This is a genomic window from Saccharopolyspora kobensis (assembly GCF_900108315.1).
Taxonomy (GTDB): Bacteria; Actinomycetota; Actinomycetes; order Mycobacteriales; family Pseudonocardiaceae; genus Saccharopolyspora; species Saccharopolyspora kobensis.
The window spans coordinates 1-19,336 of the sequence record NZ_FNVB01000013.1 but is presented as its reverse complement, the minus strand read 5'-3'; the positions used below and the strand labels follow the sequence as shown (position 1 = coordinate 19,336).

The 19,336-nt window shown below is 71.1% G+C and carries 22 protein-coding genes and 1 rRNA gene; 13 read left to right on the top strand and 10 right to left on the bottom strand.

Annotation, left to right across the window (positions count from 1 at the left end; all coding sequences use genetic code 11):
• Positions 1-4 precede the first annotated feature (4 nt).
• From C4T78_RS32640 to C4T78_RS32625, 4 genes are all read left to right on the top strand, one after another.
• Positions 5-967, top strand: a complete 963-nt coding sequence (locus C4T78_RS32640) for a GlxA family transcriptional regulator (RefSeq protein WP_093356942.1) — start codon at positions 5-7, stop codon at positions 965-967.
• A gap of 10 nt (positions 968-977) precedes the next feature.
• Positions 978-1,604 (top strand): DJ-1/PfpI family protein, encoded by a 627-nt coding sequence (locus C4T78_RS32635; protein ID WP_093356941.1) that lies wholly within the window; start codon positions 978-980, stop codon positions 1,602-1,604.
• A gap of 18 nt (positions 1,605-1,622) precedes the next feature.
• Complete coding sequence (locus C4T78_RS32630; protein ID WP_093356939.1) at positions 1,623-2,219, top strand: acid phosphatase; 597 nt, start codon at positions 1,623-1,625, stop codon at positions 2,217-2,219.
• A gap of 139 nt (positions 2,220-2,358) precedes the next feature.
• Positions 2,359-2,826, top strand: coding sequence for a GNAT family N-acetyltransferase (locus tag C4T78_RS32625; RefSeq protein WP_093356938.1), 468 nt, complete (start codon positions 2,359-2,361; stop codon positions 2,824-2,826).
• Positions 2,827-2,841: 15 nt separating this feature from the next.
• On the opposite strand, the gene C4T78_RS32620 is transcribed toward C4T78_RS32625, so the two are convergent.
• The gene (locus tag C4T78_RS32620; protein WP_093356936.1) at positions 2,842-3,273 is read right to left on the bottom strand and encodes a hypothetical protein; all 432 of its coding nucleotides are present in this window, start codon (positions 3,271-3,273) and stop codon (positions 2,842-2,844) included.
• Positions 3,274-3,658: 385 nt separating this feature from the next.
• On the opposite strand from C4T78_RS32620, the gene C4T78_RS32610 reads away from it, so the two are divergent.
• Together C4T78_RS32610 and C4T78_RS32605 are read left to right on the top strand one after the other, a co-directional pair.
• Positions 3,659-4,585: a diacylglycerol/lipid kinase family protein gene (locus C4T78_RS32610; protein WP_093356933.1), complete on the top strand. Its 927-nt coding sequence runs from the start codon at positions 3,659-3,661 to the stop codon at positions 4,583-4,585.
• Between the two features lie 249 nt (positions 4,586-4,834).
• Complete coding sequence (locus C4T78_RS32605; RefSeq protein ID WP_093157940.1) at positions 4,835-5,089, top strand: WhiB family transcriptional regulator; 255 nt, start codon at positions 4,835-4,837, stop codon at positions 5,087-5,089.
• A 291-nt stretch (positions 5,090-5,380) separates the two neighbouring features.
• Here the strand turns inward: C4T78_RS32605 and C4T78_RS32600 are convergent, their stop codons facing one another.
• On the bottom strand, positions 5,381-6,874 hold the full coding sequence (locus C4T78_RS32600) for a PAS domain-containing sensor histidine kinase (protein ID WP_093157942.1): 1,494 nt from the start codon (positions 6,872-6,874) through the stop codon (positions 5,381-5,383).
• A gap of 202 nt (positions 6,875-7,076) precedes the next feature.
• Between C4T78_RS32600 and C4T78_RS37475 the strand changes: the two genes are divergently transcribed.
• Positions 7,077-7,151 (top strand): 50S ribosomal protein bL37, encoded by a 75-nt coding sequence (locus tag C4T78_RS37475; protein WP_103908190.1) that lies wholly within the window; start codon positions 7,077-7,079, stop codon positions 7,149-7,151.
• A gap of 76 nt (positions 7,152-7,227) precedes the next feature.
• On the opposite strand, the gene rsrA is transcribed toward C4T78_RS37475, so the two are convergent.
• Both rsrA and C4T78_RS32585 read right to left on the bottom strand, forming a co-directional pair.
• On the bottom strand, positions 7,228-7,563 hold the full coding sequence (gene rsrA / locus C4T78_RS32590) for a mycothiol system anti-sigma-R factor (RefSeq protein WP_093157943.1): 336 nt from the start codon (positions 7,561-7,563) through the stop codon (positions 7,228-7,230).
• Complete coding sequence (locus C4T78_RS32585) at positions 7,560-8,213, bottom strand: sigma-70 family RNA polymerase sigma factor (protein ID WP_093157945.1); 654 nt, start codon at positions 8,211-8,213, stop codon at positions 7,560-7,562. The genes rsrA and C4T78_RS32585 overlap by 4 nt, the downstream gene beginning before the upstream one ends.
• 227 nt (positions 8,214-8,440) lie before the next feature.
• Between C4T78_RS32585 and ybaK the strand changes: the two genes are divergently transcribed.
• Complete coding sequence (gene ybaK / locus C4T78_RS32580) at positions 8,441-8,917, top strand: Cys-tRNA(Pro) deacylase (RefSeq protein WP_093357163.1); 477 nt, start codon at positions 8,441-8,443, stop codon at positions 8,915-8,917.
• A 518-nt stretch (positions 8,918-9,435) separates the two neighbouring features.
• On the opposite strand, the gene C4T78_RS32575 is transcribed toward ybaK, so the two are convergent.
• Genes C4T78_RS32575 through C4T78_RS32565 form a run of 3 tightly spaced genes read right to left on the bottom strand, consistent with a single transcriptional unit; the run spans position 9,436 to position 11,563 of the window.
• Entirely contained in the window at positions 9,436-10,047 is a 612-nt protein-coding gene (locus tag C4T78_RS32575; protein WP_093356932.1) for an alpha/beta hydrolase family protein, read from the bottom strand.
• On the bottom strand, positions 10,044-10,760 hold the full coding sequence (locus tag C4T78_RS32570) for an SOS response-associated peptidase (protein ID WP_093356931.1): 717 nt from the start codon (positions 10,758-10,760) through the stop codon (positions 10,044-10,046). The genes C4T78_RS32575 and C4T78_RS32570 overlap by 4 nt, the downstream gene beginning before the upstream one ends.
• Before the next feature lie 38 nt (positions 10,761-10,798).
• Positions 10,799-11,563 (bottom strand): SOS response-associated peptidase, encoded by a 765-nt coding sequence (locus C4T78_RS32565; protein ID WP_093356930.1) that lies wholly within the window; start codon positions 11,561-11,563, stop codon positions 10,799-10,801.
• Between the two features lie 355 nt (positions 11,564-11,918).
• Between C4T78_RS32565 and aroA the strand changes: the two genes are divergently transcribed.
• The 4 genes from aroA (at position 11,919) to C4T78_RS32545 (ending at position 16,137) form a co-directional block, all read left to right on the top strand.
• On the top strand, positions 11,919-13,187 hold the full coding sequence (gene aroA / locus C4T78_RS32560; RefSeq protein WP_093356928.1) for a 3-phosphoshikimate 1-carboxyvinyltransferase: 1,269 nt from the start codon (positions 11,919-11,921) through the stop codon (positions 13,185-13,187).
• Positions 13,188-13,203: 16 nt separating this feature from the next.
• Positions 13,204-14,208, top strand: coding sequence for a ribosome small subunit-dependent GTPase A (rsgA, locus tag C4T78_RS32555; RefSeq protein WP_093356927.1), 1,005 nt, complete (start codon positions 13,204-13,206; stop codon positions 14,206-14,208).
• Positions 14,209-14,392: 184 nt separating this feature from the next.
• Positions 14,393-15,238 (top strand): SCO4651 family lipoprotein, encoded by an 846-nt coding sequence (locus tag C4T78_RS32550; RefSeq protein ID WP_093356925.1) that lies wholly within the window; start codon positions 14,393-14,395, stop codon positions 15,236-15,238.
• 98 nt (positions 15,239-15,336) lie between these two features.
• Positions 15,337-16,137 carry an SCO4651 family lipoprotein gene (locus C4T78_RS32545; protein ID WP_093356924.1) on the top strand — a complete coding sequence of 267 codons (801 nt, stop codon included), beginning with the start codon at positions 15,337-15,339 and terminating at the stop codon, positions 16,135-16,137.
• Positions 16,138-16,189: 52 nt separating this feature from the next.
• On the opposite strand, the gene C4T78_RS32540 is transcribed toward C4T78_RS32545, so the two are convergent.
• Positions 16,190-16,681, bottom strand: a complete 492-nt coding sequence (locus C4T78_RS32540; RefSeq protein WP_093356923.1) for a DUF6912 family protein — start codon at positions 16,679-16,681, stop codon at positions 16,190-16,192.
• A gap of 80 nt (positions 16,682-16,761) precedes the next feature.
• Positions 16,762-18,198 (bottom strand): WS/DGAT/MGAT family O-acyltransferase, encoded by a 1,437-nt coding sequence (locus tag C4T78_RS32535; RefSeq protein ID WP_093356922.1) that lies wholly within the window; start codon positions 18,196-18,198, stop codon positions 16,762-16,764.
• A gap of 81 nt (positions 18,199-18,279) precedes the next feature.
• Between C4T78_RS32535 and C4T78_RS32530 the strand changes: the two genes are divergently transcribed.
• A complete protein-coding gene (locus C4T78_RS32530) occupies positions 18,280-19,041 on the top strand; it encodes a TrmH family RNA methyltransferase (RefSeq protein WP_093157960.1) in 762 nt (253 codons plus the stop codon).
• A gap of 147 nt (positions 19,042-19,188) precedes the next feature.
• Here C4T78_RS32530 and rrf read toward each other — a convergent pair.
• Positions 19,189-19,305, bottom strand: a 5S ribosomal RNA gene (gene rrf, locus C4T78_RS32525).
• Between the last annotated feature and the right edge of the window lie 31 nt (positions 19,306-19,336).

The window sequence follows — 19,336 nt, the reverse complement described above, 5'->3', positions numbered from 1 at the left end:
TGACGTGGACAGACACCGCGTGGTCATCGTGGTCTACGACGGCGTCCAGCTGCTCGACGTCGCGGGCCCGCTGGAGGTGTTCGACGGCGCCGCGCACCTGGTCGACGACGGCTACGAGGTGCGGCTGGCCTCGCTGAGCGGCCGCGACGTGGTCACCTCGTCGCGGGTCCGGCTGGGCGTGGACAGCGCCCTCCAGGACGTCGACCGAATCGGCACCCTCGTCGTGGCGGGCGGCTGGCGGTTCCGCGAAACGGCCGACGATCCCGAGCTGGCCCGGCAGCTGCGCCGCCTGTCCGGTCTCGCCCGCCGGACGACCTCTGTCTGCACCGGGGCGTTCATGCTGGCCGAAGCCGGGTTGCTGGACGGGCGCCGGGCCACCACGCACTGGGCGAAGTGCGACGAGCTCGCCGAGTCCTACCCGGGCGTCGAGGTGCAGCCGGACGCGATCTACGTCCGCGACGCCTCCGTGCTCACCGCGGCCGGGGTGACCGCCGGCGTCGACCTCGCGCTCGCCCTCGTCGAGGACGACCACGGCCCGGAGATCGCCCGCACGATCGCCAAGTGGCTCGTGGTGTTCCTCCAGCGCCCCGGCGGGCAGTCGCAGTTCAGCGTGTGGAACTCGGCGGAACCGGTCCGCGACCGCGCGCTGCACGACCTGCTCGGCGAGATCGCCGCGAACCCGGCGGGCGACCACCGGGTCACGGCGATGGCCGACCGGCTGGCCATGAGCCCGCGGCACTTCACCCGCCTGTTCACCAGGGAAGTCGGCACCAGCCCGGGCCGCTACGTCGAGCGGGCGCGCGTAGAAGCGGCGTGCGCGATGCTCGAAACCGGTCGGCGCGGCATCGCGCGGCGCTGCGGCTTCGGCAGCGCCGAGACCATGCGCCGCGCCTTCGTCCGCCAGCTCGGGATCCCGCCCAGCGCCTACCGGGACCGCTTCCGCACCACCGGCACCGACGAGATCTGAGGAGACCACTGTGGACATCGCATTCGTCCTCTACGACGAGTTCACCGCGCTGGACCTGATCGGTCCGTACGAGGTCCTCGCCGGACCCGACAGCGTCACCCCGCACTTCGTCGCGGCGAGCCGCGACACGGTGGTCTGCGACTCCGGCCTGCCGATCCGGCCGACGACGACGTTCGCCGAGCTGACCGGCCCGGACGTCGTCGTGGTCCCCGGCAGCTCGCAGTGGCGCGCCGCCCTGGAGCGCACCGAGCTGACCACCTGGCTGGCCGCCGTGCACCCGACCACCACCTGGACGGCGTCGGTGTGCACCGGATCGACCCTGCTGGCCAAGGCGGGCATCCTCGCCGACCGGCCGGCGACCACGCACTGGGCGGTCCGCGACGTCCTGGCCGAGCTCGGAGCGCAGGTCCGCACCGACCGCGTGGTGGTGGACGGCGACGTGATCACCGGCGCCGGGGTGTCGGCGGGCATCGACATGGCGCTGCTGCTGGCGGCGCGGATGTGGGGCGAGGACAGCGCGAAGCTGATCCAGCTGGCCCTGGAGTACGACCCGCAGCCGCCGTTCGACTCGGGATCGCCCGACAAGGCCGGCCCGGAGCTGGCGGCGGCGGTTCGCGAAGGGGTGCTCCCCGCCTAGCGCGGTTACGCTCTGGCCGTGGCACAGGACGAGCACCGCATCTACCTCCTCCGACACGGCACCACCCAGTGGTCCCAGACCGGCCAGCACACCAGCCGGTCCGACATCCCGCTCACCGTCGAGGGCGAACTGCGGGCCCGCCAGGCCGGGCAGACCCTGACCGCGCTGCGCCCGGCCGGGCCGGTCGTCGTGCTGGCCAGCCCGCGCCGGCGCGCGCAGCGCACGGCGGAGCTGGCCGGGCTGGACGACATCACCACCGAACCGCTGCTCGCGGAATGGGACTACGGCGACTACGAGGGCCTGACCACCCCGGAGATCCGCGAGCAGGTCCCGGACTGGACGGTGTGGACGCACCCCTGCCCGGGCGGCGAGTCCGCGGAGCAGGTGTCGGCCCGCGCCGACGAGCTGCTGGTCCGCATCGCCGACACCGCCTCCGACGTGGTGCTGGTAGGCCACGGCCACTTCAGCCGCTGCCTGATCGCCCGCTGGCTGGGCCTGCCCGCGGTCGCCGGCGTGGGTTTCGCGCTGGATCCGGCCGGGATCACCGTGCTCGGCCGCGAGCGCGGAGCCCCGCAGGTGGTGCGCTCCAACATCCCGCCTTGGCAGCAGGGCTGACTCTTCAAGCGCATCTTGCGCGGCGGTGCGGGCAGCGGAACCTCGGCGTCCTCCGGACGCATGCCGGTGCAGAGCCGCGCGGGGCTGCCGCCGGGCGCGAATATGCTGGCCCGGTAGGCAGAAACCCGTGGAGGTATCGATGATCCGCCGTGCGACCGAAGCCGACGTCCCGGCCATGGTCGAGCTGGTGCACGAGCTCGCGCTGTACGAGAAGGCGCCCGAGCTGTGCCACCTGACCGAGCAGCAGCTGCGCGCGGCGCTGTTCGGGCCGGACCCCGCGCTGTTCGGGCACGTGGCCGAAGTGGACGGCGCGGTGGTGGGGCTGGCCCTGTGGTTCCTGAACTTCTCCACCTGGGAGGGCGTGCACGGCATCTACCTGGAGGACCTGTTCGTGCAGCCCCAGCAGCGCGGCAGCGGCCTGGGCAAGGCGCTGCTGCAGGCGCTGGCCAAGGAGTGCGTCGACCGCGGCTACGCGCGGCTGGAGTGGCAGGTCCTGGACTGGAACAAGCCGGCGATCGACTTCTACAAGGCGGCGGGCGCGATCCCGATGGACGAGTGGACGGTCTTCCGCCTCACCGGCGAGCCGCTCCGCGCTTTCAGCGCCTGAAGCCGCGAACGGGCCCTAGTCCTCGCGGTCCGCGTCGGGGGCGGCGTTGCCGTAGTACGACCAGCGCCGTCCCTCCCGGTTGAACATGAACCAGAGGACAGCGATCGCCGGGACCGCGAGGGCCAGCCCGATCACCGGCTGGCCCGACGGGCCCATCGCGTACCACGCGGTGCCCAGCAGCATCAGCTGCAGCAGCAGTGCCGGGGTGCGCGCCCAGTGCTTGCCGTTGAGCATGCCGAGGCCCGCCGCGAGGACTCCGGCCGACAGCAGCGCGAAGTAGCCGGCCTCCCCGTAGGTCTGGGCGCTGCCGAACTCCCCCACCCCGCCGGAGCCGGTGTTGGTGCCGCGGACCAGCAGCGCGACGACGAAGATCAGCCCCGCCACGGCCTGCAGCGTGGTCAGTACGCCGGCGATGCGCACGGTGCGCGGGACAGCTTCGATCGACACGGTCGCGGTTGCCCTTCCGGAAAGCGGAATCGGTGACTCTGCGTATGCCCCATCGATGGTAATACCGCCTGAATGACGCATGGCTGCGACCACTGTCACGCGCAATGATCGGCTCATGGCTGCCACGGCGATCGCGGATATCGGGGTGTCCGCGCCGTCCGTGCGCCCGACCGGCCCGGGTGGACGGCGAACGGATGCGCTCCGGGGTTGCGCGTCCGGCTCCCACCGGGTCCCGGCGGAGGTCAGCGGCGCGGCGCACCCGTTCCCGGTGCTTCAGCCGGCCCGCCCCGCCCGCGTCGGGCACCGCAGCTGGTGGGAGCACCGATCGCGGCGGGAGGAGGCCCTGCGGGAGAGCTGAACCACTGGTCTCGCCTAGGCTGCGGGTGTGCGCGCCGTACTCGTCGTCAACCCGCAGGCGACGTCCACCACTGCGGCTGGCCGGGATGTGCTCGCTCACGCGCTGGCCAGCGAGCTGAAGCTGGACGTCGTCGAAACGCAGTACTGGGGCCACGCCTCCGACACCGCCCGCGCGGCCGTCGAGGACGGCGTGGACCTGGTGATCGCGCACGGCGGCGACGGCACGGTGAACGAAGTGGTCAACGGCATGTTCTCGGCCGGTGACGTGGGCGACCGGGCGATGCCGACGCTGGGCGTGGTGCCCGGCGGATCCGCCAACGTGTTCGCCCGCGCCCTCGGGCTGCCGAGGGATCCGGTCGAGGCCACGCACCGCCTGCTGCGCGCGGTGGCCGAGCGCAGCGGTCGCTGGGTCGGGCTCGGCCGCGCCGATGAGCGATGGTTCACCTTCAACGCGGGTGTGGGCTGGGACGCAGAAGTGGTCGCCGAGGTGGAGCGGCTGCGCTCGAACGGCCGGAACGTGACTCCCGCCCTCTACGCCCGCACCGCGCTCGCCTGCTACTTCCGGATGGCCCGCGCGGAGCCGAAGCTCACCTTGCGAATTGGTGACGAATCGCAGGTCGGCGGATTGCACAGCGTGTTCGTCTCGAACACCGACCCCTGGACCTACCTCGGCTCCCGACCGGTGCGGATGAGCCCGGAGACCAGCTTCGACACCGGTCTCGGCGTCTTCGCGCTGCGGAACATGCGCACTTACCCTGTGTTACGACATGTAGCGGAAATGCTACGCGGTAGAGCGAAACCACACGGAAGTAACCTAATTCAACGTGCGGACGTGGCCCATCTCCGCGTAACCTGTACGGAGCCGTTGCGCCTGCAGGTCGACGGCGATTGCCTGGGTGAGCGTTCGGAGATCGAGTTCCTCTCAGTCCCGGAAGCTCTCCGCGTCGCCGTATAACCTTCTCGTAACGGATGGACGTAGTTACCGACTCGCGACCCCCGTCTGCGACCGGTGACACACCGAAACCCCTGGTCAAGTCCTGTCGATCTTTCAGGTGAGTTCCCTCACCGCGCGAGATCGAACTCTTGACATCGCGGCAGTTCGTGAAAGCATTCACAAGCACACGGACTCCGTGCAAGCATTCACAAACACCCCGAACACGTACGAGCGGCGCGCGTTGGCGCGCCTAGCGAGGAGCAAGGAACGATGGACTGGCGCCACGATGCGGTTTGCCGTGACGAGGACCCGGAGCTGTTCTTCCCCGTCGGGAACAGCGGTCCTGCCGTGCTGCAGATCGCCGAGGCGAAGGCCGTTTGCCGCCGTTGTCCCGTCGCCTCCGAGTGCCTGGCATGGGCACTGGAGAGCGGGCAGGACGCCGGCGTCTGGGGCGGTATGAGCGAGGACGAGCGGCGTGCCCTCAAGCGGCGCAACGCTCGCACCCGGGCCCGCACCAACGCCTGAGTAGCGAAACTCGCTGAAGACGCAGCGGGTCGATCGCACCCCCGGTGATCGACCCGGCGTCTTCGCCCCGGTCGCGAAGAACGGCCATCGCACCGAAAGATACCCGTACACCCCGACGAGACCCCCGGCCGATCCGCGTCGATGTCGGCCCCGGAAGAACCGCCCAGCTCACAGCTCGTTCGAGCAGGCGGATCCGGGAACCCGACCCGATCGGCCGCGATGCGACACCGCCCGACCGGTCGCATCACCAGGATCGACGCACCGCGCGGCGCCCGACCTACCGGGCAGACGTCAGCGCCGGTACTTCAGCGGAACGCGCAACACCGCCTCCGTACCCCGCTGCCGCCCGCGACCGCGCAAGCTCAACGACCCTCGGAGCTCCGATTCCACGAGGGTCCGCACGATCTGCAGGCCGAGGCGTTCGGCGCGCTCGAGGGAGAAACCCTTCGGCAGGCCACGACCGTCATCCGAGATGACGACGTCGAGCCAGCGCGCCGAACGCTCCGCCTGCACCACGACTTCACCGCCCTGCCCTTCCGGGAAGGCGTGCTCGAAAGCATTCTGCACCAGCTCGGTGAGGACCATCACCAGCGGGGTCGCCAACTCGGCGGACACCACCCCGAACCGGCCCTCGCGGCGCACCTTCACCCCGGTCTCGGCCACGGCGACATCGCTCATCATCGGGATCACGCGGTCCACCACGTCGTCGAGGTCGACCCGCTCGTCCACCGACATCGACAGCGTTTCGTGCACCAGCGCGATCGAGGTCACCCGCCGCACCGACTCGTCCAGCGCGAGGCGCGCCTCGTTGTTCCCGGTCCGCCTCGACTGCAACCGCAGCAGCGCGGCCACCGTCTGCAGGTTGTTCTTGACCCGGTGGTGGATCTCGCGGATCGTCGCGTCCTTGGACATCAGCGCGCGGTCCCGCCGCTTGACCTCCGTGACGTCGCGCACCAGCACCAGCGCACCCGCCTGCTGCCCGCGCGGGCGCAGCGGCAGCGCCCGGAACAGCACCGTCGCACCGCGCGCCTCGGCCTCGATGCGCATGCTGGGCTGCCCGCCCATCGCGCGCCGCACCCGCTGCGCCACCTCGTCGGCGTCGAACGGGTCGTTGAGCAGCGACCGGGTCAGCGGGGCGAGCTGGGCGCCGACGAGATCCGCGGCGTGGCCCATCCGGTGGTAGGCCGACAGCGCGTTCGGGCTGGCGAACACGACCGTGCCGGAGCTGTCGAGGCGGATGAGGCCGTCGCCCACCCGCGGGCTGGTGTGCACGTCGGGCGCCGGTTCCGGGGTCGGGAAGGTGCCATCGGCCACCATCTGGCACAGGTCGGCCGCGCTGCCCAGGTAGGAGATCTCCAGCGGGCTCGGCACCCGCGGCACCGCGAGGTTGGTGTCGCGGCTGAGCACCGCGACGATCTCGTCGCCCAGCCGGACCGGGATCGTCTCGCGGCGCACCGGAACGCCGAGGTGCCAGCGCGGGTCCTCCTCGCGGCAGATCCGGCCCTCCAGGGCCGCGCGCCGCAGCTGCGGGTGCTCCTCCTCGGTGACCTCGGTGCCCACCACGTCCTCCGGATGGGCGGTGGGGGCCGTCGTCGGCCGGGCCTGGGCCACGCACAGGAAGCGGCTTTCCGGGGTCTCCTGCGGGCCGATCGGCACCCACAGCAGGAAGTCTGCGAAGGACAGGTCCGACAGCAGCTGCCACTCGGCGACCACGAGCTGCAGGTGGTCGGCGGCGGTACCGGACAGCCCGGTGTGCTCGGCGAGCAGATCACTCAGCGTGGACAAGATCAGCCCCTCCCCCCCGGCCCGGCCGGGTTCGACCCGCGACCGCGATCCGGTCACCCAAGGAAAGCATGACCGGAACCACCCGGCGGCGGCAGGTGGCGGGCATGTCAAACTGGATGCTTGAAACCCCAGCGGAGACGGGTCGGCCTCGACGCCCGACCGGTCGCCGGACTGGCTGGAAACCGAGCTTGAGGAGATGCCGATGGGTAAGCGCGCCCGCAAGAAGAAGGACCGCAAGAAGAACAAGGCCAACCACGGCAAGCGCCCCAACTCGTGAGCGCCGGCGGCACCGGCCGTCGAACGTGCGAATGGCCCCGGACCAGACAGGTCCGGGGCCATTCGACGTGATGGGGTCATTCCGAGGATGAGATCCGCTTGGCCCGCACTTCGACGGAGGTGCCGTCCGGGCCGCGCTCCACGGTGACCTCGGCCTTGCTCAGAACCGCTTCGCGGATCGAGGAGCGCAACCGCTCCTTCAGTTCCGTCGGCGCGTGCTCACCGCTGCACTTGCGGTGCAGCAGGGCTTTGATGTGCTCCTCGATGCCGAAGTGCTCCAGGCAGCTCCCGCAACCGTCGAGGTGCTCCTGCACCGCGGCGCGGCGCTGCTGGTCGCACTCGTTGTCCAGGAACAGCCACACCTCGGCGAGGATGTCCTCGCAGGAAGCCTCGTCCGAACCACCGCAGTTCATGAAGTGCTCACCTCCCGCTTGGTCTCCCGCAGGAAACCGCGATCACGGGCGACATCGGTGAGCATCTCACGCAGCTGCCTGCGACCGCGGTGCAGCCTCGACATGACGGTGCCGATGGGCGTGCCCATGATCTCGGCGATCTCCTTGTAGGCGAAGCCTTCGACGTCGGCGAGGTAGACCACCATGCGGAATTCCTCGGCCAGCTGCTGCAGCGCGGCCTTCACATCGGTGTCCGGCAACCGGTCCAGCGCCTCGACCTCCGCCGAGCGCAGCCCGCTGGAGGTGTGGTTCTCCGCCTGCGCGAGCTGCCAGTCGGCGATCTCGTCGGTCGGCTGCTGCTGCGGCTGGCGCTGCCGCTTGCGGTAACCGTTGATGTAGGTGTTGGTGAGGATGCGGTACAGCCAGGCCTTCAGGTTGGTGCCCTGGGTGAACGACTTGAACGCGGAGAACGCCTTGAGGTAGGTCTCCTGGACCAGGTCCTCGGCGTCCTGGGCGTTGCGGGTCATCCGCAGCGCCGCGCCGTAGAGCTGGTCCAGCAGCGGCATCGCGTCCTGCTCGAAACGCGCGGCACGCTGCTCGTCGGTCTCCGCGGTGCGGTCGGAGTCGTCCGGTCTCCCGGTCACGTCCGGGCGCTCTGGGGTGCTTGGCACCGGGCTCCTTTCCCGCCGCCTGGACGAAGTGACAACAGGCGACGAACCCATGCGTTCGTTCGCATGGTCCAGGTCCGAGGATACGCGTGCCCGCGTCCGACTACCCGTCGGTGACAACCGTGCGCGCTCGGGGCGGTCCAGCACGCAGGTGTTCGTCGATTCCATGGTCACGTCCCCTGCAACGCGACACCCGCGGCCTGTTATTCCGGCCTTCTAGAGTGACGCGCATGGCAGGTAAGGGCACTCCCGCTACGGCGCTGTTGGCCAAGCGCGAGGTCGCGCACGAAGTGCACGCGTACGACCACGACCCGCGTGCCGAGTCCTTCGGCCTGGAGGCCGCCGAGGCGCTCGGCCAGCCCCCGGAGCGGGTCTTCAAGACGCTGGTCGCCGAGGTGGACGGCAAGCTCGTGGTCGGTGTGGTGCCGGTCACCGGGCAGCTCGACCTCAAGGCACTCGCGGCCGCGGTGGGCGGGAAGAAGGCGAAGATGGCCGAGGTCGCCGCGGCCGAGCGCGCCACCGGCTACGTCGCGGGCGGCATCTCCCCGCTGGGGCAGAAGAAGCGGCTGCCGGTCGTGATCGACTCCTCGGCGACCGGTTTCGACACGATCTACTGCAGCGCGGGGCGGCGCGGCCTGGAGATCGAACTCGCCGCCGCGGACCTCGTGCGGCTGCTCGACGCGGTGCTCGCCGACATCGCGGGCTGACGCCGCGCAGGAGGAGCGGCCCGGCGGACGATGACGGGCCGCTCCCCCGGCGCTGGTGCCACTGCCGCGCAACAGTCGCACCGGGGATCCGGGCAGGCAGGGGGAACGTCCTGTCCGGGAAGCGGAGGAGACGACGCGAGTTCAGCTGTCGGAACCGATTCGCGCTCGCGAGCGGCGAACTCCCCGCTGATCGTCCGAGTCAGGCGTGAACGGGGCAACGCCGTTGATTTCAGATGATGATTCCCGCAGTTGAGCGCCGTCCCGGATCACTCGTTCAGGGGCACCGGGGATGACAGGAAGGTTCCCTTCCTCGCATTGCCGCGCGGCGGATGACAGGAAAGTTCCCATGCTCGCACCTGCACGCGCCACGGATCGCTCCGCCGATGCGCATGTCCGGGCACTGCGAGATCAACGGAACCGCGAAGAATCCGATGTGGATGGAGAGCGCTGACAGCGGCTGCTCGACCAAGCGAATCCGGAGCCCGCGAGCGCTGCGCGGAGGCCCGGCCTGGCGCCGGTCAGTCGAGCAGGCGGAGGACTCGGACCAGCCACTCCTGGGTGGCCCGGTGGACCGCGTCGACGTCGGCCTTCAACGAGTGGTCGCCGGGAACCAGCACCACCTCGCGGTTCTGCGACGGCTCGGGCTGCCCGAAGGCGTCGCGCTCGCCCTGCACCACCAGCACCGGCGCTTCGACCCCGTCGAGCTCCGGCAGCCGGGACTTCTCCGGCTTGCCCGGCGGGTGCACCGGGAACGCCAGGCACAGCACCGCCGAGGCCGCACCGGCCTCCGCGGTGCGGCACGCCACCCGCGCGCCCGACGAACGGCCGCCGAAGATCAGCGGGAGATCGGCGAACCAGCGCTCGCCGAGGTCCTGCGCCACGGCGAGCCACGCCGCGTCCAGCTGCTTGGCCGGGGCCGGTGCTCGCCGGCCCGCCACCCGGTACGGCTGCTCGACGAGCGCCACGTGCACACCGGCCTCGGTGGCCGCGCGGGTCGCGGCGACCAGGTCGGGCGTGGCGATGCCGCCACCCGCGCCGTGCCCGAGCAGCAGCGCGGCGCGCCCCTCCTCGGCACAGTGCAGTTCGGCCCGGGCCGGGCCGTGCGGGGTCTCGACGTCGACGCTGGTCATGACTCGAACAGCGCTGCCTGCTCGGCGGGCTCGGGCACCGGTTCGACCTGCCGCAGCAGGTCCGGGTGGTTGTTGCGCATGCTGTTCACCTCGATGGAGACGGGGTGGAGCGCCAGCTCGTCGAGCATCCCCTCGTCCGGGGTCAGCAGCTCGCCGATCTCGGTCCGCCGCGGATCGAGCCAGTCCGCCCAGCGCTCCCGCGGCAGCACCAGCGGCATCCGGTGGTGGACATCGGCCAGCTCGCCGACGGCGTCGGTGGTGACCACCGCGCAGGTGACCAGCGGGCGGTCGGTCGAATCCGGCGCCCACCAGGCGGAGAACACCGCGGCCATCGCCAGGCTCGCGCCGTCCCGGTGCCTGCACAGGAACGGCTGGCGCCGCCGGTCACCCGGCTTCCACTCGTACCAGCCGGTCGCGGGCATCAGGCAGCGCCGCCGTCGCGCGGACTCGGCGAAAGCGGGCTTCTCGGTGATCGACTCGGCCCGGGCGTTGATCATCGGCGGCCCGTTGCCGGGCTCCTTCGCCCAGGTCGGGATCAGTCCCCACCGCACCGGGCGGATGCTGCGCTCGGCACCGCGCTGGACCACGATCGGCACCGTCTTCGTCGGGGTCACGTTGAAGTCCGCGGCCACCTCACCACCAGTGCGGTCGGCTGCCTCGAACTCCTCGGCCAACGCCGCCGGATCGTGCTGGACGGCGTAACGACCACACATCAGAACTCACCCCGCGTCGTGCTCCACCTCGGGCCGGTTCAGCTCGGCCCGGGGTCCAAACCTACCGCCTGCGGTTGCGGGTCGAGCGGCACGCGTTCGACGAGCTCGGCACCGTTGTTGCGGACGTTGTTGACCGTGGTGGACACCGGGCGTAGCTCCAGCGCGGCCACCAGTTCCTCCGACGGCGGGGCGAGCAGATCGGTGACGTCCGGCTGGTCCGGGTCGAGCCAGTGCTCCCAGGCCGCGGGCGGCAGCAGCAACGGCATCCGATCGTGCACCTCCGACAGCTGCCCGACCGCGCTGGTGGTCAGCACCGAGCAGGTCACCAGCGGCTCGGCGTCCTCGACCTGCGGATCGCGCCAGGTCGCGAAGATGCCCGCCATCGCCAGGCTGGAGCCGTCCGGGGAAGTCATGAAGAAGGGCTGCTTGCGGTCGCCCTCGCGCTTCCACTCGTACCAGCCGTCGGCGGGCAGCAGGCACCGGTACCGCTTGATCGACGTGCGGAACGCGGGCTTGGTCGTCACCGTCTCGGACTTAGCGTTGATCATCCGGCTGCCGATGGACTTGCTCTTGGCCCACATCGGCACCAGGCCCCAGCGCATCACGCGGATGCTGCGCTCGGTCCGCTCCAAGTCCCGCTCACCGGCGTCGTCCTGCGGATGCCGCTGCACCACGGTCAGCACCCGCTTGGTCGGCGCGACGTTGAAGTCCGCGCCGGGAGCGGCTCCGCCGGTGCTGTCCAGCGCGGCGAACTCGGCCGCGAGCTTGCCCGGATCCTTCGTGGAGGCGTACCTACCGCACATGCCCGGCCGAACCTCCGTCACCTCGTGGTGGTGTGTCGAACCCATCCTTGCAGTCCGGATCGCCGCAGGCGAGCGACGCGAGCAGATCTCCGCGCGCTTCGCGCCGGATGACAGGAAGGTTCCCATCCTCGCAGCGCCGAGCGGGTCGGATGACAGGAAAGTGCCCATCCTCGCGTTGCCGTGACAGGAAAGTTCCCATGCTCGCACCGCCGACCGAGGCGCCTGACAGGAAAGTTCCCATGCTTTCAACCCCCGCCCGCGCCACAGCTGCCACGGCGGGCCACTCGGCCAACACGCGGTGCTCAACGCGCCCCCGGCGCTGAATTCGCCGGGCGAGGTGGGGGATCATTGCCTCATGACCCAGCTCTGGCCTGCTCCTACCGCCACCGGCGCGGTGCGCGCGACCGTCCCGGTGCCCGGTTCGAAGTCGATCACCAATCGGGCCCTGGTGCTCGCCGCGCTCGCCGAAGGCCCTTCGACGCTGCGGGCTCCGCTGCGCAGTCGGGACACCGAGCTGATGGCCGGCGCGCTGCGCGCGCTCGGCGTCGGGGTGCAGGACGGGCCGGACGGATCGTGGCAGGTCACTCCCGCCGCGCTGCGCGGACCGGCCGAGGTCGACTGCGGGTTGGCCGGCACCGTCATGCGATTCGTGCCGCCGATGGCCGCACTCGCCTCCGGGCTGATCACCTTCGACGGGGATCCGCACGCCCGGAAGCGCCCGCTCGGCACGGTCCTGGACGCGCTGCGCGCGCTCGGCGCCGACGTCGACGGCGATGCGCTGCCGTTCCAGATCCGCGGCGCCGGGAAGCTGCCCGGCGGCTCGGTGACCATCGACGCGTCCGCGTCCTCGCAGTTCGTCTCCGGGCTGCTGCTGTCGGCGCCGCGGTTCGAGCAGGGCGTCGTGGTCCGGCACGTGGGCGAGCCCGTGCCGTCGCTGCCGCACATCGAGATGACGGTGGCGATGCTGCGCGCCGCCGGTGTCGAGGTCGACGACCGGGAAGCCGACACCTGGCGCGTGCTCCCGGGGCCCGTCCGGGCGCTCGACCTGGACGTCGAGCCGGATCTGTCCAACGCCACACCGTTCCTCGCCGCCGCTGCCGCCACCGGCGGAACCGTGACCGTCCCCGGCTGGCCGGCGCGGACCACGCAGGCCGGGGACGCGATCCGCGACATCCTCGCCCGGATGGGCGCGCAGGTGCAGCTCACCGACGAGGGCCTGACCGTCTCCGGCCCCGCCGAGCTCGACGCCGTCGACCTCGACCTGCACGACGTCGGCGAGCTCACCCCCACCGTCGCCGCGCTGGCCGCGCTCGCGAACGGCCGTTCCCAGCTGCGCGGCATCGCGCACCTGCGCGGGCACGAGACCGACCGGCTCGCCGCGCTGCAGACCGAGCTGACCAAGCTGGGCGGCGCCGTCGAGCAGACCGAGGACGGGCTGGTCATCGAGCCCCGGCCGCTGACCGGCGGGAGCTGGCACTCCTACGCCGATCACCGGATGGCCACCGCCGGTGCGATCCTCGGGCTGCGGGTTCCCGGGGTGCTGGTCGAGGACATCGCCACGACCGGCAAGACGATCCCCGACTTCCCGGGGATGTGGTCGGCGATGCTCGGAGGCGCGGTGTGAGCTCGGAGGCGAACCGATGAGCAAGCGGGGCTGGAGCCACCTCGACGAGTCCGACGTGCGGGTGCGCCCCGGGCGGGGCAGCCGACCGCGCAGCAAGCAGCGCCCGAAGCACGCCGACGCCGAGGCCGCCATGGTCGTCGCCGTCGACCGCGGCCGCTGGACCTGCGCGCTGGACGGTTCTCCGGACCGGATCGTCACCGCCATGCGCGCCCGCGAACTCGGCCGGACCCCGGTGGTCGTCGGCGACCTGGTGGACCTGGTCGGCGACACCTCCGGGAAGCCCGACACGCTGGCCCGGATCGTGCGCGTCTCCGAGCGGAGCAGCGTGCTGCGCCGCACCGCCGACGACACCGACCCGTACGAACGGGTGGTGGTGGCCAACGCCGAGCAGCTGGTCATCGTCACCGCGCTCGCCGACCCGCAGCCGCGACCGGGCTTCATCGACCGCTGCCTGGTCGCCGCCTACGCCGGCGGGCTCTCACCGGTGCTCTGCCTGACCAAGGCCGACCTCGCCGACCCCGGCGAGTGGATCAAGATCTACTCCTCGCTGGACATGCCGATCACGATCACCCGCCTCGGCGAAGATCCCGCGCAGCTGCGCGAGCTGCTCGCCGACCGGGTGTCCGCGCTGGTCGGCCACTCCGGCGTCGGCAAGTCGACTCTGGTCAACCAGCTGGTCCCGACCGCCGACCGGGCGACCGGCGAGGTCAGCGGGGTCGGCAAGGGACGGCACACCTCCACCTCGGCGGTCGCCCTGCCGCTGCCGGAGCGGGGCTGGGTGGTCGACACCCCGGGCATCCGCTCGTTCGGGCTGGCGCACGTCACCGCCGACGACGTGATCGCGGCTTTCGAGGGCTTCTCGGCAGCTGCCGAGGAATGCCCGCCGAACTGCGGGCACCTCGGTGGATCCGACGACCCGGACTGCCACCTGGACACCTTCGCGGCCGACGGCGGCGGGCTGGAGCAGCTCGCCTCGCTGCGCCGCCTGCTGCGTTCCCGCGCCGGGCTCGACGACGCCTGACACCGGAAAACCCCAGTATTTCCTCCTTTAGAGCGGCGATCGTCCCCTGTGGCGTGACGACTTCGTTGTTAGCGTGGTCGCGTGGCCGGTGTGAGAAGTTGATGTTTCCGCAGCTCACGCAGGCCGTCGTGCGGTTCCCGCCGCACGAGCCCAAGAGCCGACAACGGCCCGAGGAGCGTGCCCGATGTCCCGAGCCCGCACCAGGACCGCGGTGATCTCCGCTGGTCTCGCCCTGATCGCAGCAACCGCCGGATGCGCCGGAGAACCCCCGGTGCCGACGAACGCACTGGCCGCCAACCCAGATCCCCGTCCCGCAGCCGACGCCGTGCTGTCCCAGGTGATCAGCAAGATCAGCGAACGCGGCAGCACCCGCAGCGAGGTGCGCGGAAGCCTCGGCGTGGTCGGCGAGCTCACCGCCGACGGCGTCGTCCGCTACCGCGGCCCGCAAGCCGATCTCGCGCTCGACGGCCAGACCCGCAACGTCCGGAACCAGCCGCCGCAGCGGCTCAACCTGTCCATCGTGGACGGCGTCGGCTACCTGCAGACGCCGCTGGCCCGCCCGGCGCCGGACAAGCCCTGGCTGCGCATCTCCCCCGGTGCGGGCGATTTCGGTTCCAAGCTGCTCGGGCCAGCCCTGGACCAGGTGCACGAGGCCGTCGACCCGCGCGCCACCTTCAGCGGTGTCGAGCGGGCCACCCGGATCCAGAGCAGCGCGCCCGACCAGGTCGACGGCAGGCCCGCGACCCGCTACGAGCTGCGCATCGTCACCGCGCAAGCCGCCGACGTGGCCACCGATCCGCAGCAGCGGACCCGGTACCGCAAGGCCGCGGACTCCGGCGAACCCGAGCTGGAGTACCAGCTGTGGCTGGACGAATCCGGGCTGCCCGCGCGGTTCGCGGCCACCGGCCAGGTCGCCCAGGCCGGCCAGGTGTCGCTGACCTCGACCTACCGCGACTGGGGCGCACCCGTCGAGATCCCGGTGCCCCCGGCTTACCAGATCGGCGTGTTCCAGGAGGGCCCGCCGCGCTGACACCGACATAGCCCACATTCGCCGCGAAAGCACAACTGACCGGATCAGCGCGCTGCTACGTTCCGAGTATTGATCTGTCCATTCAGAGAGGACCACTCGTGCGTCGCATCGCCACCGCCCTCACCGCTGCCGCGCTGGCAGCCACCCTCGGGGCGTGCAGCCAGGGCGGAACGCCCACCGGAACGCCCGCCGCCGGGGACACCGCCCCGATCAAGGACATCTCGTCGCTGGTCAAGACGGCGAAGACCAGCATGGACGAGCAGAAGACGGTCACCGTCTCCTTCGCGGGCACCGGGCCGATCGCCCAGCTGTACGCCAGCATGAAGTGCGAGGTGGACGTCGAGAAGACCGCGATGGGCTGCACCGGCGGTCCCTCCGAGATGGTGGTCACCACCGACGGCATCTTCATGAAGAGCCCGCAGCTGGCGCAGCTCGGCGGTGACCCGAGCAAGCCGTGGCTGAAGGTGCCCGCGAACGACGAGATGGCCCAGCAGTTCGGCGAGCTGGGCAAGATCGGCGACTTCGAGGCCATGCTGCCCGCCGGCTCCACCATCACCTCGACCTCCGAGGAGCAGGTCGACGGCAAGGACACGACCCGCTACGAGGTCACGACCGACCTCCAGCAGGCGTCCGCCAACGCCAGCGGGGCCCAGCAGGCGGGCCTGAAGATCATGCTGGACTCGGGCGTCACCGAGCTCAAGCAGACCGTCTGGGTCGACTCCGACGGGCTGCCGGTGAAGATCGACTCGACCACGCCGGCGCTGAAGTTCCAGGGCCAGGAGATCCCGGAGAGCCAGCTGAGCATGCGCTACTCGGACTGGGGCAAGCCGGTGCAGATCACCGTGCCGCCCGCCGAGCAGGTCCAGGACATGCCGAGCATCCCGGGCATGCCCGGCTGATGCCGGCCGGCCTCCGCCGGGCGGTCCGGCACCGCCCGGCGGAGGCACCGCACTACATGAGCTCCAGCAGGAACGGCACTTCCTGCGGCGCGTACCAGGCGAGTTCGTGGTCCTCGGCGTCGCCGAGCGCGAACTCGGCATCCGGATCGCCGAGATCGGCGGCGTCGATCACCTCCGCCGCCGCGCGCACCGCGTCCTCCGCTTCCGCCGCGTCCACGTGCACCGCGGCGATCTGCTTCCACTGAACCGGCCCGGAGACCTTCACCACCGCGTGGTCCAGGTCCGGGCGCAGCGTCACCTCGTCCACGTCGGCGGAGATCACGACGCGGCGCGGTTCGGGCTTCTCCTCACCGGCGATCAACCGCAGCGACGCACGCGCGGCCTCCCGCATCGCGGCGTACTCGAGCTCTTCGGTGTCACCGCTGGCGTAGGACTCGCGCAGGGCGGGCGTCAGCGCGAACGCGGTTCCTCCCAGCGGCTGCAGCTGCTTGTCTTCCGCCAGTTGCCGAAGCATCGGCAGCGTGGCAGGCAGGTAAACCCTCATGCCTCGACCATCCTCATCATTTCCTCTACTGCCACTGCATCACCGACAAGGCTCGCAGAACGCGCGGTGCGGGCACGCCCTCACCCCTCGACCGTGCCGATCATCTCGTCCACCGCTTCTCCGATCATCGCCGCCAGCACGTCCACATCGGGCATCGCGTCCCGATCCGCGTTCAGCCCGAAGTAGACGCCGCCGTCGTAGGAGGTCACGCCGATCGACAGCGACTGGTTCTTCGCCAGCGGCACCACCGGGAACATCTCCACCATCCTCGCCCCCGCCGCGTACAACGGCACCTGCGGTCCGGGAACGTTCGTCACCAGGACGTTGAACAGCCGGTCCGAGAGCTGGTTGGCGACACGCGCCCCGAGGGCGTGCAGCGTCGGCGGTGCGAACCCGGACACCTTCGCCAGAGCCCCGGCCGCCACCGACTGGCCGGATTCGGCGTGCGCTCGCATGGCATGGCTGACCTGGTGCAACCGGACCGTCGGGTTGCCCTCCCCGACCGGCAGGTCCACCAGGTACGCCGAGACCTTGTTGCCGACCGAGCCGACCGGCAGGCTGCCCGTCTCCGGGTAGGTGGCCCGCGCCTCGGCGTCGTCGGAGCGCACCGACACCGGGACCATCGCGCGAACCGTGGTCGACGGCGCGACCACTTCACCGCGCGACATCAACCAGTTCCGCAGCGCGCCGGTGACGACCGCCAGCACCACGTCGTTGACCGTGCTGCCGTGCGCCCGCCGGACCGCGCGGAAGTCGTCGAGCTTCGCCCGCGCCACCGCGAACCGGCGCTGCGTCGAAGTAGGCGCGTTCAACGGTCCGCTGGGCGCGGGCACCACGGCGGTGCGCAGGGCCGACGCCACTCCGCCCAACGCACGGGAGACCTTCTGCACCGTGGCCGTCACGTCCACCATCGCCGCGCGGACGTTCTCGACCACCTCGCCCGGACGCTGCACGGCATCGGTCACCGCCTCCACCACCAGCTCGGCGGCGCTCGGTTCCGGGCGCGGCATCCACAGCTCGTCGGGATCCGGGATCTCCCGGTTGCGCGCCACGTCGAAGATCACCTGGCCGATGTCGATCGCGCCGATGCCGTCCACCATCGCCTGGTGCGTCTTGGTGATCACCGCCACCCGGTTCTTCGACAGGCCCTCCACCAGGTACACCTCCCAGAGCGGGCGGGTGTGGTCGAGCTTGCGCGACATCAACCGGGCGGCCAGGTCGTGCAGCTGCTCATCGCTGCCGGGCTTGGGCAGCGCGGAGCGGCGGACGTGGTAGGTCAGGTCGAAGTCCTGGTCGTCCACCCACACCGGCCTCGCCAACCTGCCCGGGACCTGCTGCACCCGCTGCCGGTAGCGCGGCACCAGACCCAGCCTGCGGTCGATCAGCGACAGCACCCGGTCGTAGTCGAAGCCGCTGCGCGGGCGCCGGAACACCGCGACACCACCGACGTGCATCGGCGTGGTGTAGTCCTCCAAGTAGAGGAAGGACGCGTCGACGGCGGAGAGACGATCGGGCATGCCGCGATCCTGGCACACATCCGCCGGAGCCCGAGGGCTCCAGTCGTCTGCCGCGCCGCACCGCATGTGACACTTGCTTCCGTGACCAGCGAAGTTTCCCCGAAAGACCGATTCCTGACCGTTTACGGCCGCAAGCCCGTGCTGGAGGCGCTGGCCGACCGCGACCTCCGCGTCGACAAGGTGGTCCTGGCCGAGGGCCTGCGGGGACCGGTGATCGAGGAGATCAAGGAGGCCGCGGCCGACCGCGCGGTCCGCGTCCAGCGGGCCAGCGCGCACCGGGTGAAGGTGCTGGCCGGCAACGGCCGCCACGACCAGGGCGTGCTGGCCGACGTGGTGGCCCGCAAGATGCGCCCGCTCTCCGATGCGCTCGAAGACCCGGCCAAAGCCCCGGGCACGATCCTGCTGCTGGACGGGCTGACGACACCCGCCAACGTCGGCATGATCCTGCGCACCGCGACCGCCGCCGGGATCGACGGCATCGTGGTGCCGCACCGCGGCGTCGCCGGCCTCGACCCGCTGGTCATCAAGGCCTCGGCCGGAGTCGCGTTCCACGCGCCGGTGCTGCGCTCCCGCACCGCGGGCGAAGCCGCGGAGATGCTCAGCGACGCGGGATATCCGCTGTACGCGCTGGAGGCCGACGCCACCGACACCATCTACAACACCGACTTCGGTTCGCGTGCGGTGTTCGTGCTGGGCAGCGAGACCGCAGGGCTGTCCGAGGAGGTCCAGTCCCGGATCGCCCAGCCGCTGGCCATCCCGATGGCCGGCGACGTGGAATCGCTCAACGTCGCCAGCGCCGCCGCGGTGCTCTGCTTCGAGCTCCTCCGCCGCAAGCTGTCCTGACACCGGAGTTCCTCGTGCGGGAAACCCGGTCAGCCCGGGTTCCCCGCACGAGGATGATCAGGAGCGGAAACCATCCGCGTAAAAAGGGGAGAGGCCCCTCTTTCAGCCGGTCGGAACCGGTGAAAGAGGGGCCTCTCTCAATTAGTGTGTCGGCGGTGTCTTACTCTCCCACACTCTGTCGAGTGCAGTACCATCAGCGCTGGGGAGCTTAGCTACCGGGTTCGGAATGGGACCGGGCGGACCCTCCCCGCCATCGCCACCGACAACCCTCACCCCCACCCAACAGGGCAGGAAA

Excerpts from the sequence above, each read along its gene's own strand:
- C4T78_RS32625 (WP_093356938.1), top strand. The coding sequence starts at position 2,359 with ATGATCCGCCGTGCGACCGAAGCCGACGTCCCGGCCATGGTCGAGCTG.
- C4T78_RS32605 (WP_093157940.1), top strand. The coding sequence starts at position 4,835 with ATGGACTGGCGCCACGATGCGGTTTGCCGTGACGAGGACCCGGAGCTG.
- rsrA (WP_093157943.1), bottom strand. The coding sequence starts at position 7,563 with ATGAACTGCGGTGGTTCGGACGAGGCTTCCTGCGAGGACATCCTCGCC.
- ybaK (WP_093357163.1), top strand. The coding sequence starts at position 8,441 with ATGGCAGGTAAGGGCACTCCCGCTACGGCGCTGTTGGCCAAGCGCGAG.
- C4T78_RS32575 (WP_093356932.1), bottom strand. The coding sequence starts at position 10,047 with ATGACCAGCGTCGACGTCGAGACCCCGCACGGCCCGGCCCGGGCCGAA.
- C4T78_RS32570 (WP_093356931.1), bottom strand. The coding sequence starts at position 10,760 with ATGTGTGGTCGTTACGCCGTCCAGCACGATCCGGCGGCGTTGGCCGAG.
- C4T78_RS32565 (WP_093356930.1), bottom strand. The coding sequence starts at position 11,563 with ATGTGCGGTAGGTACGCCTCCACGAAGGATCCGGGCAAGCTCGCGGCC.
- aroA (WP_093356928.1), top strand. The coding sequence starts at position 11,919 with ATGACCCAGCTCTGGCCTGCTCCTACCGCCACCGGCGCGGTGCGCGCG.
- rsgA (WP_093356927.1), top strand. The coding sequence starts at position 13,204 with ATGAGCAAGCGGGGCTGGAGCCACCTCGACGAGTCCGACGTGCGGGTG.
- C4T78_RS32550 (WP_093356925.1), top strand. The coding sequence starts at position 14,393 with ATGTCCCGAGCCCGCACCAGGACCGCGGTGATCTCCGCTGGTCTCGCC.
- C4T78_RS32540 (WP_093356923.1), bottom strand. The coding sequence starts at position 16,681 with ATGAGGGTTTACCTGCCTGCCACGCTGCCGATGCTTCGGCAACTGGCG.
- C4T78_RS32535 (WP_093356922.1), bottom strand. The coding sequence starts at position 18,198 with ATGCCCGATCGTCTCTCCGCCGTCGACGCGTCCTTCCTCTACTTGGAG.